The sequence below is a fragment of the Aquimarina megaterium XH134 genome (assembly GCF_000520975.1).
Lineage (GTDB): Bacteria > Bacteroidota > Bacteroidia > Flavobacteriales > Flavobacteriaceae > Aquimarina > Aquimarina megaterium.
In genome coordinates this window covers 18,336-34,020 of record NZ_JACB01000055.1, presented here as the reverse complement: position 1 = coordinate 34,020, position 15,685 = coordinate 18,336, and the positions used below count along the sequence as shown (strand labels likewise).

Below are 15,685 nucleotides of genomic sequence, written 5' to 3'. Positions count from 1 at the left end.
ACCCAAAATAGAATTTAAAACAATGATCAAAAAATAGTTTCTCTTTATACGAGTATAGAGTTAGCCAAAAAACAAAAGAATCTATTTAAAAAAGACTACCCTTATAGGTGGTCTTTTTTGCTTTGATCATTTTTCTTAAATTTTCATCTCCAAAAAAGTATTATTTTTTTGTGAAAAAGATAAACGAATAAAAAAACCAACCACATACTTTTAAGATGACTCTTTTTATAAAAAAAATCAAAACAGTATCTTTAAAAGATAATACAAAAAAAATGAAAATGCTAAATAGAGTTCTTTTTCTTCTTTTTATTGGATTTGGGTGCTTCCAAGTCTTTGCTCAAGAATCAATAGATCATAAATACAAAGAATTTAATTTTTGGATTGGAGAATGGAACGTATATAAACACAATACAGATTCTATTGTAGGAAAAAGTAAAATAGAGTCTATTATAGACAATAAAGTAATTAAAGAAACCTATTATTCTACAACATCAAAATATCATGGTACAAGCCTAAATAAGTATAATCCCAGAACTGATCAATGGGAACAATTTTGGGTAGATAATAGTGGTCTTACCTTACACATTATCGGTAACCTTGAAAAAGGTAAAATGATATTACAAAATGAGGTAATTACAAAAAAGGGAGTCGTATTAAATAAAATTAAGTGGCAAAAAAATAGCGATACTACGGTACGACAAACCTGGTATCAAAGCACAGATAAAGGACAAAACTGGGTAACTCTATTTGATGGTGATTATAAACCTGTAAAAAAGAATTAAATCACTTCACCATATAAATCAAAATCTTCAGCTTCGTTTATTTTTACTGTTGTAAAATCACCTGTTTTAAGGTAATACTTAGAAGCATCAATAAGTACTTCATTATCTACATCTGGAGAGTCAAACTCGGTACGACCTACAAAATAATTTCCTTCTTTACGATCCACAATTATTTTAAATTCTTGCCCAATTTTTTGTTGGTTTAGCTCCCATGAGATTTGTGATTGAATCTCCATAATCTCGTTAGCTCTTTCTATTTTTATTTCTTCTGGCACATCATCTTCTAGATTAAAAGCATGAGTGTTTTCTTCATGAGAATATGTGAAGCATCCCAAACGTTCAAAACGCATTTCTTTTACCCAAGCTCTTAAGGTTTCAAAATCTTCCTGCGTTTCTCCTGGATATCCAACAATAAGTGTGGTACGAATAGCCATTTCTGGAACGGCTTCTCTAAACTCTTCGAGAAGTTTTGTTGTTTTTGCTTTGGTAGTTCCTCGTCGCATCGATTTTAGTATCGGGTCAGAAATATGCTGTAATGGTATATCGATATAATTACACACTTTTGGTTCTTCTTTCATTACTTTAAGTACTTCCATAGGAAACCCAGTCGGAAACGCATAATGTAAACGTATCCATTCTATTCCGTCAACCTTTACTAATGCTCTTAGTAAATCAGCTAATTTTCTTTCTTTATAAAGATCTAATCCATAATAGGTTAAATCCTGTGCGATCAGAACCAATTCTTTTACTCCATTTGCAGCTAATTTTTCTGCTTCTATCACTAATTCTTCAATAGGTGTAGATTTATGAGTACCTCTCATCAAAGGTATTGCACAAAAAGAGCAAGGACGGTCACATCCTTCTGCAATTTTGAGGTATGCATAATTCTTTGGAGTTGTAGTGAGTCGTTCTCCAATCAATTCGTGTTTATAATCGGCTCCCAAAACCTTTAATAAACCAGGAAGTTCTGTAGTACCAAAATATTGGTCTACGTCAGGAATTTCTTCTTCCAAATCCGGTTTATATCGTTCTGATAAACAACCTGTAACAAAAACCTTATCTACTACTCCTTCTTCTTTTTTCTGTACATACTCTAAAATAGTATTTACAGACTCTTCTTTAGCATTAGCAATAAAACCACACGTATTAATGACAACAATATTTCCTTCCTCTTCATGAACAACTTCTTTATTATTAGCACGCAGTTGCCCCATTAACACCTCACTATCATATACATTTTTACTACATCCTAGTGTAACTACATTGATTTTGTTCTTCTTTAATGTCTTTGTTCTCATATCTTCCGGATAAAGGTGTGCAAAGATACAAGGATTAACCAAAGTATACGGTATAAATTCAATAACTATATCAGTATAATCCAGATTATCTCACAAAATACCAATTAAACCTTTTGTATATTGTAGAGTCCAAGTCTACAAAACCCAACCTATGAAAGCGAAATCTATACCATTTCTGGTTTCGATATTGTGCTTTACTCTATCTTGTTCTGATAATGAGTCTATAGAAACAATAGATAATGGAACGATTAATATCGATTCTAACACCTTATATTTTCCGCCTATAGATTCAGATACCTGGGAGACTATATCTGCTCAAGAATTAGGGTGGAATATCAATAATGAGCAGCCACTATATGACTTCCTTGAAGCAAAAAACACTAAAGCGTTTATCATTCTTAAAAATGGAAAAATCGTTATTGAGAAATATTTTAATGGAGGAACAGTTTCTGATCATAATCCCTGGTATTCGGCAGGAAAAACTTTAACCGCATTTACAGTCGGAATAGCCCAACAAGAGAATTTACTAAATATCAATGACATTTCGGCCATGTATTTGGGAACAGGGTGGGCTAATATTACTACAGAACAAGAAAATGCAATAATAGTTAGAAATCATTTAACTATGACAACAGGTTTAGATTATAATGTTTTGAATCAGAACTGTACTGATGCCGCCTGCTTTACCTATCTTAATGATCCTGGTAAGTTTTGGTATTATCACAATGCTTCATATACGATACTAAGGGATATCATTTCGGGAGTTACTCATCAGGAGTATAGCACTTATTTTGATTCCAAAATTAAAAACAAAATAGGAATGAATGGTACATGGGTTACTCTTGGTTATGTAAATATATATTACAGCACAGCCAGAAGTATGTCTCGTTTTGGTTTGCTAAACTTAAATAAAGGGACTTGGGATACTACAGAAATTCTTAAGGATCAAAACTACTTTACACAAATGACCTCTACTTCCCAGACGTTAAATCAATCCTATGGTTATTTATGGTGGTTAAATGGAAAATCAAGCTATAGGATTCCTGGATCTGAAAATGAATTCATTGGGTCATTAATCCCCAATGCTCCAGAAGATCTTGTAGCAGGTCTGGGTAAAAACGATCAAAAACTATATATCGTTCCTAGTCAAAATCTGGTGATCATAAGAATGGGTGATGATACGGGAGATTCATTATTAGGACCTTCTGGATTTGATAATGAATTATGGGGGAAAATTAATCTACTAATTAATTAAAAAACGTATCCATAACCTATAACTCTATTTTCAATATAACACACTTCATATACCCATAGTCTTAATCACATTTTTCATTTCCCGGAAAACAGGGGGAGTAAAACGATTTTCATGATTTAATTTTCGACTTTAATTATTAACCACATATTAAATTCACAAAACAAATCATGAAAAAAACAATTCTTAAAACAATTTCTGTTGTACTACTAGCCACCTTTATAGGTAGCTGCGAAAAACCGGAAACAAATGAAAACATTGAATCTATTGAAAACACAAAACCAATAGATGCATTCGACCAGAAAGCTCCTAATTGTTATGGTCAAACACGATATATTAATCATAATCAAACCATCCCTAAAGGCTGGGTTTTAATAAGCTCTACTGGTAGTACCTGGAAAATTAAATGTACCACAGGAGCTCCTTATGGAGCAGAAATAGATATTGTTCCCAAGTCTGTAATCCCCTCGGGATGGGTATTAATTACAGATAATGATAGATATTGGGAAATTAAATGTGTTATAAAAGGTCGGTATAAAACAAAACTAAATATTGTATCTAATTCTGTAATACCAGCAGATTGGGTATTAACCGGAACTCGTCCTAATGTATGGGAAATTACTTGTGTAAATAAAGCTTTATACAAATCACAATTAGAAATCATTCCTAATTCTACAATACCTAAAGATTGGGTACTAACACGTACAGTGGGTAGTATTTGGAAAATTACCTGTACAAGTGGTGCATCTTATAGTGATAAATTAGATATCATTCCTAACTCTACAATACCAAAAGATTGGGTATTAATACATACAACAGGTAGTAGTTGGAAAATAAAATGTGCCGGAGGGAATTCAAGGTATGGACATGAACTTAGAATTATTCCTAATTCTGTTATACCAGCGGGTTGGGTATTAAAACGCAATGTGGGCAGCACGTGGTTAATAGCATGTACAAAAAAGGCTACCATTGGTAAAGAATTAGAAATCATTCCTAATTCTACTATACCTAAAGACTGGGTATTATCAAGTGCCAATAATAGTCGCTGGATAATTACATGTATAACAAATGCAGCATTTAACGCTTCAGTAAAAGTTGTACGTAACTCGACCATCCCAAAAGGCTGGGTATTATCCAAAGTCATTCATGGATACTGGATAATCAAATGTACAAACAAGGCTCCTTTTAGAGGAAAAGTAGAAATTGTTGCTAATTCAGTAATACCTTATGGTTGGGTATTTACTGGTCGTACACCTATGCTAAACTGGTACATTGTATGTGCAAAAGGGGCTAAACCCGGAGATTTATTAACTATTATGCCTAATTCTGTAATTCCTCCTGGTTGGAAACGTATTTCTGCCTCTCCTTCTTCCTGGTTAATAAGATATAAGTAATAACTCCATTACCTGAAAAGTTGTTTTTTTTTATATCTACAGTTTAGATTTGACAACTTTTCAGGTAACTCTATTTAGCAATTTAACATCATTCAATCTACATAATTAGCAGGCTCTTTTCTTTCTTTTGTAGCTTGCTCGTATGCACCACCCAATTGTAATAGCGAAGCTTCAGAAAAAGGTTTAGCAATAAATGTAAGTCCTTTTGGTTCACCTTTACTTGTATATCCCATAGGAACAGTAAGCGCTGGATATTTGGCCACAGCAGCATAACCTGCATGATAATTATTTATAGATAGTACCGCATCTAGTTGATGAGTATCAATATGGGTATCAAAATAATTTCGTGCAACCATTTTTAGGTTTTCTTTTATGTTATCTAATTCTTCAGTAGTAGTACTATCGTTAAGGATACCTTTAAATAATTGTTGCCCATAAGGAATTCGGTTTATTGAGTCCTGTTGATTAAATACAATGGCATCTTTTATATTTTTAATAGTAACATCACTCCCTGCCTGAGTACTTATATATGCAGGAAGATCATTTTTCATATCTATATTTAAAATGCTTAAAAAACCTGGTAATTGTACTTGTTTTGGTTCAATTTCAATAATCTCTCCTCCTGCTTTCTTTATTTTTTCTATGGCTGTTTTATAGATAGAATCTTCTAAAAATTCTTTAATTACTCCAAAACGTTTCTCTTTTAGAGAACTTTCTTTTATTGAATTCACAAAATTTATATTAACAGCTCTAGAGGCAACATCATTGTCATCTTTACCTGTAATAGCATTAAGTACAATAGCATTATCGATCACACTCTTAGTCATAGGTCCTGGGGTATCTAATGTACTCGAAATAGGTACTATTCCTGTTCTGCTTAATACTCCTATAGTTGGTTTTAAACCTACAACAGAATTTTGACTAGATGGCGACAAAATAGATCCACTGGTCTCTGTTCCTATTGCAGCAACACAAAAATTAGCTGCTACAGCTACTCCGCTACCAGAACTCGAACCACCAGTCTCAAAAACCATTCTCCCATAAGGATTAAGTGTTTGCCCTCCTATAGCACTATATCCAACAGGGCACCCCGAACATAAAAAATATGCCCATTCACTCAAATTAGCCTTACCCAGAATTAATGCATTTTTATTTAACAATCTTTCTGTAATAAATGCGCTTTTACCATTGTTATTTTGAAACGCTACGGCTCCTGCTGTAGTTACCATATCTTTTGTTCCAATATTATCTTTTAACAAAATTGGCATTCCGAAAATAGAATTGACATCAATATTTTTTTTATCTATTTTATCCAAATTTCTAGCTTGTTCAACTACTTTTGGATTGAGTGAGATCACCGAATTTAAAGATAAAGCATTATCACTTTCGTACTTTCTGATACGATAGATATAAAAAAGCGTTAACTCTTCATAGGTAAGTTTACCATCTTTTATTTGTTGTTGAATGGTCGGAATATCTTTTTCGAGAATATACTTTTTTAAATCATCATATTTTTCTTCAGAAAAGAAATCCAACTCAGGCTCTAAAGTTTTCCAGATATCATTTTTATCCAGTGCTTTAGAATTTATTAGTTTTAAATGCATCCTTGTTTGCTCTAACATTTCTGTAGCTGCCAAATCTGCAGCTTCATCATATGGTTGCCAAACTACCCTAGATTCTTTTTCTTGTTGTGTTTCTGTTTTTTCTTGCTTCTTACAAGAGATAAGCATAAAAACCGAAACTAAGACAAATACTATCTTTCTCATTGCGATATGTTGTGTAAAGATTATTTTATTTGAGACTATGCGATCATATCAATTCATACCTGGTATTATTTTAAATAACATATCAGAGTATATTTTTTATGATACTATAATTCTTTAAAATATAAAAAAAGGCGGTGAGAATACTTCTCATCGCCTTTTTTAACTATTTTGTAACAAATATTATTTGAAGAAAGAATCTACAAATTCATACTTATTGAATACCTGAAGATCTTCTATTCCTTCTCCTACGCCTATATATTTTACCGGAATCTTAAATTGATCACTTATCCCTATTACAACCCCGCCTTTTGCAGTTCCATCGAGTTTGGTTACGGCCAACGAAGTAACTTCTGTAGCTGCTGTAAATTGTTTTGCCTGTTCAAAAGCGTTCTGACCTGTAGAACCATCTAAAACCAATAATACATCATGAGGAGCATCATCTATAACTTTTTGCATCACTCGTTTCACTTTGGTTAACTCATTCATCAAATTAACTTTATTATGTAACCTACCTGCTGTATCTATAATGATAACATCTGCATCTTGGTTTACACCAGATTGTAAGGTATCAAAAGCCACCGAAGCCGGATCACTCCCCATATCTTGTTTTATGATTGGAATATCTACGCGATCTGCCCATACTTGCAATTGATCGATTGCTGCAGCCCTAAATGTATCTGCTGCCCCCAATACCACTTTTAGCCCTTTTTTCTTTAATTGATAGGCTAATTTTCCGATAGTAGTGGTTTTTCCTACTCCATTTACTCCAACCACCATCATCACATAAGGTTTTTTATCCTTTGGAATTTCAAAGTCTGTAGCCTCTCCGACATTAGTTTCAGAAAGTAAACCAGCAATTTCTTCACGCAGAATTTGATTTAACTCATCGGTTCCAAGATATTTATCCCGTGCTACCCTGTTTTCTATACGCTCGATAATCTTAATGGTAGTCTTAACTCCTACATCACTTGTAACCAATATTTCTTCCAGGTCATCTAAAACATCATCGTCTACTTTAGATTTACCAGCTACCGCTTTACTTAATTTAGAAAAAAAGTTGGTTTTGGATTTCTCTAATCCTTTATCTAGTGTTTCTTTTTTTTCTGAAGAAAATATATTTTTAAAAAGCCCCATTTGTACTATTCAATATGCTAGAAATTAAAAACTAAAACCTTTGGTTATATTGCTTAAATATAAAAAGAAAGAGCCATTTCAATACAATTGAAACGGCTTCTTTTTAAAATATCTTGTACAGAGAATTACTTTTTCTTTAAAAAGTCGCTAACCGCTTCTGGCGGCATAATTGACTCTACAAAAGTATAGGCTCCTGTTTTAGGAGATTTTACCATTTTTATGGCTTTAGTTAATCTCTTTGATCCTGTCTGTAATGATGCTACTGATTTCTTTGCCATCTCTTATTATTTTATTTCTTTATGAACCGTCATTTTCTTCAAGATAGGGTTAAATTTCTTTAATTCTATTCTATCAGGAGTGTTCTTTTTGTTCTTGGTTGTAATATATCTTGATGTACCCGGTTTACCAGAAGCTTTATGCTCTGTACATTCTAAGATTACCTGTACTCTATTACCTTTCTTTGCCATTATAAGTATCTTTTAAAATAAAGAGATTATTTATTTAAGAAACCTTTTGCTCTTGCTTCTTTTAAAACAGCAGAGATTCCGTTCTTATTTATATTTTTTAATGCAGCGGTTGACACTTTAAGTGTTATCCAACGATCTTCTTCTGGAATATAAAAACGCTTTTTTATTAAATTCGCATTGAATTTACGTTTCGTTTTATTCATCGCGTGGGAAACATTGTTTCCTACCATTGCTTTTTTACCTGTAAGCTCGCAAACTCTTGACATCTCTTCTTAATTTTGGTATTATTTCAAAACAGGGTGCAAATTAACGAATTATTTACCGAACCACCAATAATAGTTTCGTAATTTTTCTTCTTTTTTTAGTTTTTTTTTACTGCTTTAGAAAAATGAAAAAACAGGTGTTTTTACGTATTTCAAAAATATGACAATACATATATCTTTACAATAGTTAGTATTACAATTGTAACTAACTACTTAATATGGGGTAATTAAGTAGTAAACGAAGCGGGTCATTTAAAAATGACCCGCTTTTTTGTTGTGCTTTATATTATACAATACAAACACATACTAAACACCAATAAAACCTAACTAACCTAATTTAAACAAAACTTATTTTTTAAAAACTTTGATCTGTATATTCAACACTTTGACTCCATATATTATTTTCTATCTGTGCCATAGAATGATTTAATTCACTTACGTATTGTGCAGCACCATAATCATTTTTACCTTCGGCTACTACAAATGTTATATCGCATCCCAAATCTTTTGCTGCATTAACATTTTTATAGGCTTTCTTTATAGAAAAATATCGATCTTTCGTCCCGTGAACAACATAGATAGGAGTATTTATTTTATCCGAAACTTCAAAATTAGATGCTACAACAATAAGAGCAGAGAATACATGATCATTATCTTTTACGAGTTTAATTGATTGTAAGGCTCCATTACTATATCCTATAAGAACAATTTTTTTATCATCTATTGGATAGCTATTTCGTGCAGCGTTTATAAAATCAACAATAATATGCTCTAAAGCTTTTTCATCTGGTCTTTTCCATGAAATTTTTGGGCTAAAAACAATCCCTTGCACATTTTTGATTCCTGGAATAATAAAATCTTTTTTAAAATTTGGGTATTTCTTTGCTCCTACCCCTCCTGGAAGTACAATATAGACAGGTAACTTTTCATTCTGATTATTCTCTGGCAGAACAAGATCAAACTCTCCTTCGTATACCGCATTAAAAGTTTCCATTTTTGAACCAAACACCGTGTTATGTGGTTTTCCTGCTATGGTTATAGTTACAAACATTCCTATTAACAAAGAAAGTATCGTTTTAGAAGAAGGAATTAAAGTTTTCATAGTTATCAATATTGTTTTGATTACTGTAAAACTACTTCTGTTTGTCGTTTTAAAACGTGTTTCATCGTTCAGTCGCGCTTTTTTGTCGATGAATTGCAAAAATATATAGATAAGCAATATTGATATTATGGGTTAACCACAAAAAACACCTAAATTAGGTAGTATATAATACTAAAGTAATGTATTAAGCAAAAGTTCGAAAGATTTATTTACTGCTTTACCAATGGTTCGCTCTCTAAGATTACTGAAGACATATTGCTCTGAAAAAACACCTTTTGGGGAGGCTATTGCAATAAAAACTGTTCCTACTTCGACATCCCCATCTCCTTTTTCGGGACCAGCATTACCAGTAGTAGCAATAGCATAATCTGATTTAAACTTTTCTTTTACTGCCAGTGCCATAGCTTCTGCAACCTCGGTGCTTGTTACAGTATGTTTTTTGATAATCTTGGGATCTATGCCCAATATATCTATTTTGGATTGCGTAGCATAGGTAACAGCTCCACCATTAAAATAGGCAGAAGCACCTGCATTGGCCGTAAACGACTGTGCTATTTTGCCTCCTGTACAACTTTCTGCTACAGAGAGTGTTTTACCTTGCTTAATCAATAGCTGACCAATTCTCTTCTCTATAGTTTCGTCTTCTTCGTACCCAACAATAACATCTCCTATTATAAGGCGTAAGGCTGATACCTTTTGTTCTATAGTATCCTCGAGAAGTTTTTTATCGCTCCCTCTTGCCGAAAGACGAAGTCTTACTCTTCCTAAATTAGGCAAATATGCTAATTTGATATATGAAGGTAAGTTATTCTCCCAGTCTTCAATTTTTTCTGCTACTGTACTCTCACCCATACCATAGGTAAGTATCGTTTTATGAATGATATAGGGTCTATTAAATCTCTTTTGCAACCTAGGTAGCACCTCATCTTTCATTAATCCTTTCATTTCGTAAGGTACTCCAGGCATAGATATAAAAACTTTGTCTTCTTTTTCTAGCCACATCCCTGGAGCTGTACCATAGAGATTCATCAAGACAGTGGATTTACTAGGCACAAGGGCTTGCTGTTTGTTTACATCAGAGATTGGTGTAGAGATATATTTAGCAAATAACTTTTCGACGTGGTCAAGCACCTCCTTGTTTTCGACTAATGTATCTTCAAAATATTCGCAAATGGTATGTTTTGTAATATCGTCTTTTGTAGGGCCCAGACCTCCTGTTATTAATACAACATCTACTCTATTACTAGCTTCTGCTATTGCATCGAGAATATGTTGTTTATCATCTTTTACAGATGAGATCTGATGTACATCTATACCGATTTTGTTAAGCTCTTTACCTATAAATGCAGAATTAGAATCAATGATTTGTCCAATCAAAATTTCATCTCCTATAGTAATAATTTCTGCAAGCATATTTAGCTAAAATCTGCTTTCAGGTCTTCGAGAGCCCCATTAACTGTAGACACAATATGATCCAGAATAGGTATGATCTGTTCTTTTTCTTTCTTCGTTTTTGACCAAGCTTCTATTTGTTTTATTTGTGCTAAAAGATCTATATCAAATAATTGAAGATTAGGTTTCATCTTATGAGCATATTGATATGCCATCTGTGGATTATCAGAATTTACAGCCTGAACCATACTATCAAGATCAGGCGGTATTTCTTCTAGAAAAGTCTGTACCAGGACAGCTATAAATTCGTTATCTCCTCCTGATAATTCATTTACATTTTTTAAACTATATCCTTTGCTCATTTATTTTACTTTTATTGAAAAAAATTGTTGGTTATTTATATATCCTGTCAAAATATCATTTGGTTTTACGACTCCAACACCTGCTGGTGTTCCTGTAAATATAATATCTCCTATCTTTAAAGTAAAATATTTTGACACATATTCTATTAATTCATCGATCTTCCATAGCATAAGTCTTGTATTACCATGTTGTGCGGTTTCACTATTTTTCTCTAAACGAAAATCAATAGCATCAATATCTTCATATTCGTCTTTAGACACCCACTTTCCTATTACCGCTGCTCCATCAAAGGCTTTAGCTTTCTCCCAAGGAAGACCTTTCGCTTTAAGTTTAGCCTGCAAATCCCGTGCCGTGAAATCTATTCCAAGGCTTACTTCATTATAATATTTATGAGCAAATTTTTTATCAATATACTTACCTACTTTATTTATTTTCACTAACACTTCAACTTCATGATGAATATCATCTGAGAAATCAGGAATAAAAAAAGGTTGTTTTTTTAACAAAATAGAAGTATCTGGCTTTATAAAAACTACAGGATCTTCGGGTCTTTCATTTTCTAGTTCCTCGATATGATCTGTATAATTACGACCTATGCAAATAAGTTTCATGATATAAAATGATAAAAGAAAATGATTATAGATTTAGGCTATTATTTAACTTACGAAGTCGAACTGCTGTAAGTACTTTTTTGGTATACAAAGGAAAGTCTGCATTTTGTATCCAACCAAAATATCCAGGTTCTTCTTCCATTACCTGTTCTACTAATTTTCCTTTGTGTTTTCCAAAAGAAAAAATTTCTTTTTTATTATCGTCATAAGCAATAAAACCAGCAAAATCTGCAAACTGCTTTCTAGAACTAAATTCTGACAAAAACTTGGCATCGTTTTCTAATTCTGGATAACGATCTAATTGTGCTTTTAACACTTCATAAGTAGCAAGTGTGTCGGCTTCTGCAGAATGTGCATCTGTTAAATCCTTATCACAATAAAATTTATATGCAGCAGACAGTGTTCTTTTTTCCATTTTATGATAAATGGTTTGCACATCAATTGCAACGGTATTTTTCATATCAAAATCCAACCCTGCTCTCAACAATTCTTCTGCTAATAATGGTATATCGAACCGATTAGAATTAAAACCTCCTAAATCGCAACCCTTTATCATTTCACTAACTTTACTAGCTATTTTCTTAAAAACAGGCTCATTAGCTACCTTGGCATCATCGATACCATGCACCGCTGTAGTTTCTGGAGGTATTGGCATTTCGGGGTTGACCAACCAGGTTTTGCTTTCCTGGGTACCATTGGGAAATATTTTTAGAATAGAAATTTCTACAATACGATCTTTAGAAATATTTATACCGGTAGTTTCTAGATCAAAAAAACATATCGGTCTTTTTAAATTAAGCTCCATAAATTGATTGTGTGATACTCAAAGATAACAGCTATTCTTTAACATTCTTATAGACTAGCTCTATTTTAACATTTACAAAAACTATACAACCTTATTAACGAATACATTATCCGCAAATTTTCTTGTAACTGTTTCTATTGTATTATCAAATTTAATTCGAATTGATTTATCAAACTCCCGAACTTCAAGAATTTTTATTTCACTACTTAATGCCAAGCCAATTTCTGATACATATTTTAAAAAATGAACAGAGCCATCATTTACAGCAATAAGCTGGCAAACATCTCCTTCTGATAAGGAAGAAAGCGTTATTTTAGGTATGATCGAATATTCTCCATTAGCATTAGGAATCACCTCACCATGAGGGTCTTTTTTAGGAAAATCCATAAAGCGATCTAATTCATCAATCAACTTACGAGATTTTATATGCTCTAATTGCTCTGCCACATCATGAACCTCATCCCAGGTAAAATTTAGATAATTACACAAAAAAGTCTCCCATAATCTATGTTTACGAATCAATCGCACTGCAACAGACTTACCTTCTTCTGTTAATTCTAATTTACCATACTTTTCGCTTACTACATAACCTTTAGCTTTTAACTTCTTAATCATGTTATTTGTAGAAGCTGGAGAAACTTTAAGATAATCTGCCAATTGATTATTTCCCACTTTTACAGAAGCATCTTCTATAAGTAACTGAAATATAGCCTTTAAGTAATCCTCTTCACTTTTTGTTAAATTATTCAAATTTAATTTGTTAGTCATAACTAACTTTTTTAGTTTTGTCAAAATAATAAAACAAAATTACTAAACCTAATGCAATTACGTATAATAATCTTATTCACTTTTATCAATTCGCTTACTTACAGCTCCTTACACTCCCAAGAGCTTAATTCTACCGGCACTTTAAAAGGTGTAATATACGATGACAATGGAATACTTCCTTTTGCTAATATATATATAGAAGGAACTTCTCTTGGTAGTTCTAGTGATGAAAATGGTGTATTTAGCATTGAAAATGTACCTGTTGGAGATTACAAAGTGGTTGCTTCATTTACGGGTTACACACCAATTAAGAAAAAAGTATCTATAGTAGGAGGAGAAAATAAAATAAACCTTGTTATGTCACAAGGATCATCTCTAGATGAAGTAGTAATCACAGGAACATTGAAAGCCGTAAGTCGATCAGAAAGCCCAGTTCCTGTAGAAATCTACTCTCCTACATTTTTCAAAAAAAATCCAACACCAAATTTGTTCGAATCCTTACAAAATGTAAATGGCGTAAGACCACAACTTAACTGTAGTATTTGTAACACTGGTGATATACACATTAATGGATTAGAAGGGCCTTATACACTGGTAATGATAGACGGAATGCCTATTGTAAGTGGATTATCAACTGTTTACGGATTATCAGGAATACCTAATTCGCTAATTGATAGAATTGAAGTGGTAAAAGGTCCTGCTTCATCTCTATATGGAAGTGAAGCTGTTGGAGGCCTTATCAATGTTATTACAAAAAATCCTAATGATGCTCCCGAGGTAAGTACTGATATTTTTGCTACTAGTTGGGGTGAAACCAATATAGATTTTGGTTTTAAAACCAAATTAGGCAATGCTACTGCATTATTTGGCGCCAATTATTTTTATTATGACCAAGCTATAGATAATAATGATGATGGATTTACTGATCTTACATTACAGGATCGTATATCTATATTTAATAAATGGAATTTTAAACGGAAAAGTGGAAAAAACTTTACGCTTGCCGGTAGGTTTTATTATGAAGATAGATGGGGAGGAGAAAATGAATGGAATTCTGATTTTAGAGGAAGTGATCAAATATACGGTGAGAGCATATATACTGCACGATATGAAATACTGGGCAGTTATGAATTACCCATAGAAGAACCTTTAACACTCTCTTTTTCTTATACAGATCACGATCAAGACTCGTATTATGGGATCGTATCCTACCAGGCAAAACAACGTATTGGTTTTACTCAATTAACCTGGGATAAAAAAATAAAATCGCACGATCTACTATTCGGAGTTGCTTACAGATATCAATATTATGACGATAACACACCAGCAACAACTTCGAACGGTCAAAATAACCCCGAGGAAACAAGTACTCCCGGTATATTTTTACAAGACGAAATCACACTGGCTCCCAAGCATAAATTATTATTAGGAACAAGATTAGATTACCATAACCGACACGGAACCATTTTTACTCCAAGACTTGCTTATAAATGGAGTATTAATGATAAAAATATTTTTAGATTTAATGCCGGTACAGGATTTAGAGTAGTTAATCTTTTTACAGAAGATCATGCAGCCCTCACAGGTTCTCGAGAGGTCATTATCGAAGAAGATCTCGATCCCGAAGAATCTTATAATGTAAACCTTAATTATATCAAAAAAATATTTTTTGATAACGGAACCTTTATAGGACTGGATGCTTCGGCCTGGTATACCTATTTCACAAATGCTATCATTCCCGATTATGAAACAAATGCTGAAGAAATAAGATACGGCAATTTAGATGGTCATGCAGTGTCTACCGGAGTAAGCCTTAATACCGATATTAACTTTTCTAATGGACTAAAATTTACATTAGGAATGAGTGGACTTAATGTTTCGAATACAGAGAACGGAGTAACTACACGCCAGATACTCACAGAAAGTTTCACAGGAACCTGGGGAGCTACTTATAAAATACAATCTCTTAATCTAACGATAGACTATACGGGAAATCTATATGGTCCTATGCGATTAGCAACTCAGGGACCAGACGATCCCAGAAAAGATAAATCACCATGGTGGAGTATCCAAAACATACAATTCTCACACAAAACCAAAAATAACATAGAAATATACGGAGGCGTTAAAAATTTATTAGACTGGACACCTAATAGAGGAAATCCTTTTTTAATAGCAGGAGCCGACGACCCTTTTGGACCAGATTTTGATACCACCTACATATATGCTTCTAATCAAGGAATACGAGGTTTTTTAGGAGTTCGTTATTCCTTGTAAATTCAATACAA

At 32.9% G+C, this 15,685-nt stretch carries 16 protein-coding genes; 4 read left to right on the top strand and 12 right to left on the bottom strand.

The features are described 5' to 3' along the window. Positions 1–272 precede the first annotated feature (272 nt). Positions 273–782: a hypothetical protein gene (locus Z053_RS0124090; RefSeq protein ID WP_025667526.1), complete on the top strand. Its 510-nt coding sequence runs from the start codon at positions 273–275 to the stop codon at positions 780–782. Here Z053_RS0124090 and rimO read toward each other — a convergent pair. Next, a complete protein-coding gene (rimO, locus tag Z053_RS0124085) occupies positions 779–2,080 on the bottom strand; it encodes a 30S ribosomal protein S12 methylthiotransferase RimO (protein WP_025667525.1) in 1,302 nt (433 codons plus the stop codon). The genes Z053_RS0124090 and rimO overlap by 4 nt on opposite strands. 151 nt (positions 2,081–2,231) lie before the next feature. Here rimO and Z053_RS0124080 point away from each other — a divergent pair, with 151 nt between their 5' ends. Next, a complete protein-coding gene (locus Z053_RS0124080) occupies positions 2,232–3,335 on the top strand; it encodes a serine hydrolase domain-containing protein (RefSeq protein ID WP_025667524.1) in 1,104 nt (367 codons plus the stop codon). Between the two features lie 167 nt (positions 3,336–3,502). Then, positions 3,503–4,726, top strand: a complete 1,224-nt coding sequence (locus tag Z053_RS0124075) for a hypothetical protein (protein ID WP_025667523.1) — start codon at positions 3,503–3,505, stop codon at positions 4,724–4,726. Between the two features lie 92 nt (positions 4,727–4,818). Here the strand turns inward: Z053_RS0124075 and Z053_RS0124070 are convergent, their stop codons facing one another. The 11 genes from Z053_RS0124070 to Z053_RS0124020 all read right to left on the bottom strand — a co-directional run bounded on the left by Z053_RS0124070 (position 4,819) and on the right by Z053_RS0124020 (position 13,397). Continuing rightward, positions 4,819–6,492 (bottom strand): amidase family protein, encoded by a 1,674-nt coding sequence (locus Z053_RS0124070; RefSeq protein ID WP_025667522.1) that lies wholly within the window; start codon positions 6,490–6,492, stop codon positions 4,819–4,821. Between the two features lie 180 nt (positions 6,493–6,672). Further along, positions 6,673–7,626 (bottom strand): signal recognition particle-docking protein FtsY, encoded by a 954-nt coding sequence (gene ftsY, locus Z053_RS0124065; RefSeq protein ID WP_025667521.1) that lies wholly within the window; start codon positions 7,624–7,626, stop codon positions 6,673–6,675. Positions 7,627–7,751: 125 nt separating this feature from the next. After that, the gene (locus Z053_RS30890; RefSeq protein WP_081748330.1) at positions 7,752–7,904 is read right to left on the bottom strand and encodes a DUF4295 domain-containing protein; all 153 of its coding nucleotides are present in this window, start codon (positions 7,902–7,904) and stop codon (positions 7,752–7,754) included. 6 nt (positions 7,905–7,910) lie between these two features. Next, positions 7,911–8,093 (bottom strand): 50S ribosomal protein L33, encoded by a 183-nt coding sequence (gene rpmG / locus Z053_RS0124055; RefSeq protein WP_024771295.1) that lies wholly within the window; start codon positions 8,091–8,093, stop codon positions 7,911–7,913. 26 nt (positions 8,094–8,119) lie between these two features. Beyond that, on the bottom strand, positions 8,120–8,359 hold the full coding sequence (gene rpmB / locus Z053_RS0124050; RefSeq protein WP_025667520.1) for a 50S ribosomal protein L28: 240 nt from the start codon (positions 8,357–8,359) through the stop codon (positions 8,120–8,122). Positions 8,360–8,711: 352 nt separating this feature from the next. Then, the gene (locus tag Z053_RS0124045; protein WP_025667519.1) at positions 8,712–9,458 is read right to left on the bottom strand and encodes a dienelactone hydrolase family protein; all 747 of its coding nucleotides are present in this window, start codon (positions 9,456–9,458) and stop codon (positions 8,712–8,714) included. A 171-nt stretch (positions 9,459–9,629) separates the two neighbouring features. Then, positions 9,630–10,871: a competence/damage-inducible protein A gene (locus Z053_RS0124040; RefSeq protein ID WP_025667518.1), complete on the bottom strand. Its 1,242-nt coding sequence runs from the start codon at positions 10,869–10,871 to the stop codon at positions 9,630–9,632. A 2-nt stretch (positions 10,872–10,873) separates the two neighbouring features. Next, on the bottom strand, positions 10,874–11,212 hold the full coding sequence (locus Z053_RS0124035; RefSeq protein ID WP_025667517.1) for an Hpt domain-containing protein: 339 nt from the start codon (positions 11,210–11,212) through the stop codon (positions 10,874–10,876). Beyond that, positions 11,213–11,824 (bottom strand): fumarylacetoacetate hydrolase family protein, encoded by a 612-nt coding sequence (locus Z053_RS0124030; protein ID WP_025667516.1) that lies wholly within the window; start codon positions 11,822–11,824, stop codon positions 11,213–11,215. Positions 11,825–11,849: 25 nt separating this feature from the next. Then, positions 11,850–12,629, bottom strand: a complete 780-nt coding sequence (locus Z053_RS0124025) for a 3'-5' exonuclease (RefSeq protein WP_025667515.1) — start codon at positions 12,627–12,629, stop codon at positions 11,850–11,852. Between the two features lie 81 nt (positions 12,630–12,710). Beyond that, positions 12,711–13,397 (bottom strand): metal-dependent transcriptional regulator, encoded by a 687-nt coding sequence (locus tag Z053_RS0124020; RefSeq protein WP_025667514.1) that lies wholly within the window; start codon positions 13,395–13,397, stop codon positions 12,711–12,713. 51 nt (positions 13,398–13,448) lie between these two features. Between Z053_RS0124020 and Z053_RS0124015 the strand changes: the two genes are divergently transcribed. Next, the gene (locus Z053_RS0124015; RefSeq protein WP_025667513.1) at positions 13,449–15,674 is read left to right on the top strand and encodes a TonB-dependent receptor; all 2,226 of its coding nucleotides are present in this window, start codon (positions 13,449–13,451) and stop codon (positions 15,672–15,674) included. Positions 15,675–15,685 lie beyond the last annotated feature (11 nt).

Bases quoted from the DNA above. Each gene is read 5' to 3' on its own strand.
- Z053_RS0124035 (WP_025667517.1), bottom strand. From the start codon at position 11,212: ATGAGCAAAGGATATAGTTTAAAAAATGTAAATGAATTATCAGGAGGA.
- Z053_RS0124090 (WP_025667526.1), top strand. From the start codon at position 273: ATGAAAATGCTAAATAGAGTTCTTTTTCTTCTTTTTATTGGATTTGGG.
- ftsY (WP_025667521.1), bottom strand. From the start codon at position 7,626: ATGGGGCTTTTTAAAAATATATTTTCTTCAGAAAAAAAAGAAACACTA.
- Z053_RS30890 (WP_081748330.1), bottom strand. From the start codon at position 7,904: ATGGCAAAGAAATCAGTAGCATCATTACAGACAGGATCAAAGAGATTA.
- Z053_RS0124025 (WP_025667515.1), bottom strand. From the start codon at position 12,629: ATGGAGCTTAATTTAAAAAGACCGATATGTTTTTTTGATCTAGAAACT.
- Z053_RS0124080 (WP_025667524.1), top strand. From the start codon at position 2,232: ATGAAAGCGAAATCTATACCATTTCTGGTTTCGATATTGTGCTTTACT.
- Z053_RS0124070 (WP_025667522.1), bottom strand. From the start codon at position 6,492: ATGAGAAAGATAGTATTTGTCTTAGTTTCGGTTTTTATGCTTATCTCT.
- Z053_RS0124045 (WP_025667519.1), bottom strand. From the start codon at position 9,458: ATGAAAACTTTAATTCCTTCTTCTAAAACGATACTTTCTTTGTTAATA.
- rpmB (WP_025667520.1), bottom strand. From the start codon at position 8,359: ATGTCAAGAGTTTGCGAGCTTACAGGTAAAAAAGCAATGGTAGGAAAC.
- Z053_RS0124020 (WP_025667514.1), bottom strand. From the start codon at position 13,397: ATGACTAACAAATTAAATTTGAATAATTTAACAAAAAGTGAAGAGGAT.
- Z053_RS0124015 (WP_025667513.1), top strand. From the start codon at position 13,449: ATGCAATTACGTATAATAATCTTATTCACTTTTATCAATTCGCTTACT.
- Z053_RS0124030 (WP_025667516.1), bottom strand. From the start codon at position 11,824: ATGAAACTTATTTGCATAGGTCGTAATTATACAGATCATATCGAGGAA.
- Z053_RS0124040 (WP_025667518.1), bottom strand. From the start codon at position 10,871: ATGCTTGCAGAAATTATTACTATAGGAGATGAAATTTTGATTGGACAA.
- rpmG (WP_024771295.1), bottom strand. From the start codon at position 8,093: ATGGCAAAGAAAGGTAATAGAGTACAGGTAATCTTAGAATGTACAGAG.
- Z053_RS0124075 (WP_025667523.1), top strand. From the start codon at position 3,503: ATGAAAAAAACAATTCTTAAAACAATTTCTGTTGTACTACTAGCCACC.
- rimO (WP_025667525.1), bottom strand. From the start codon at position 2,080: ATGAGAACAAAGACATTAAAGAAGAACAAAATCAATGTAGTTACACTA.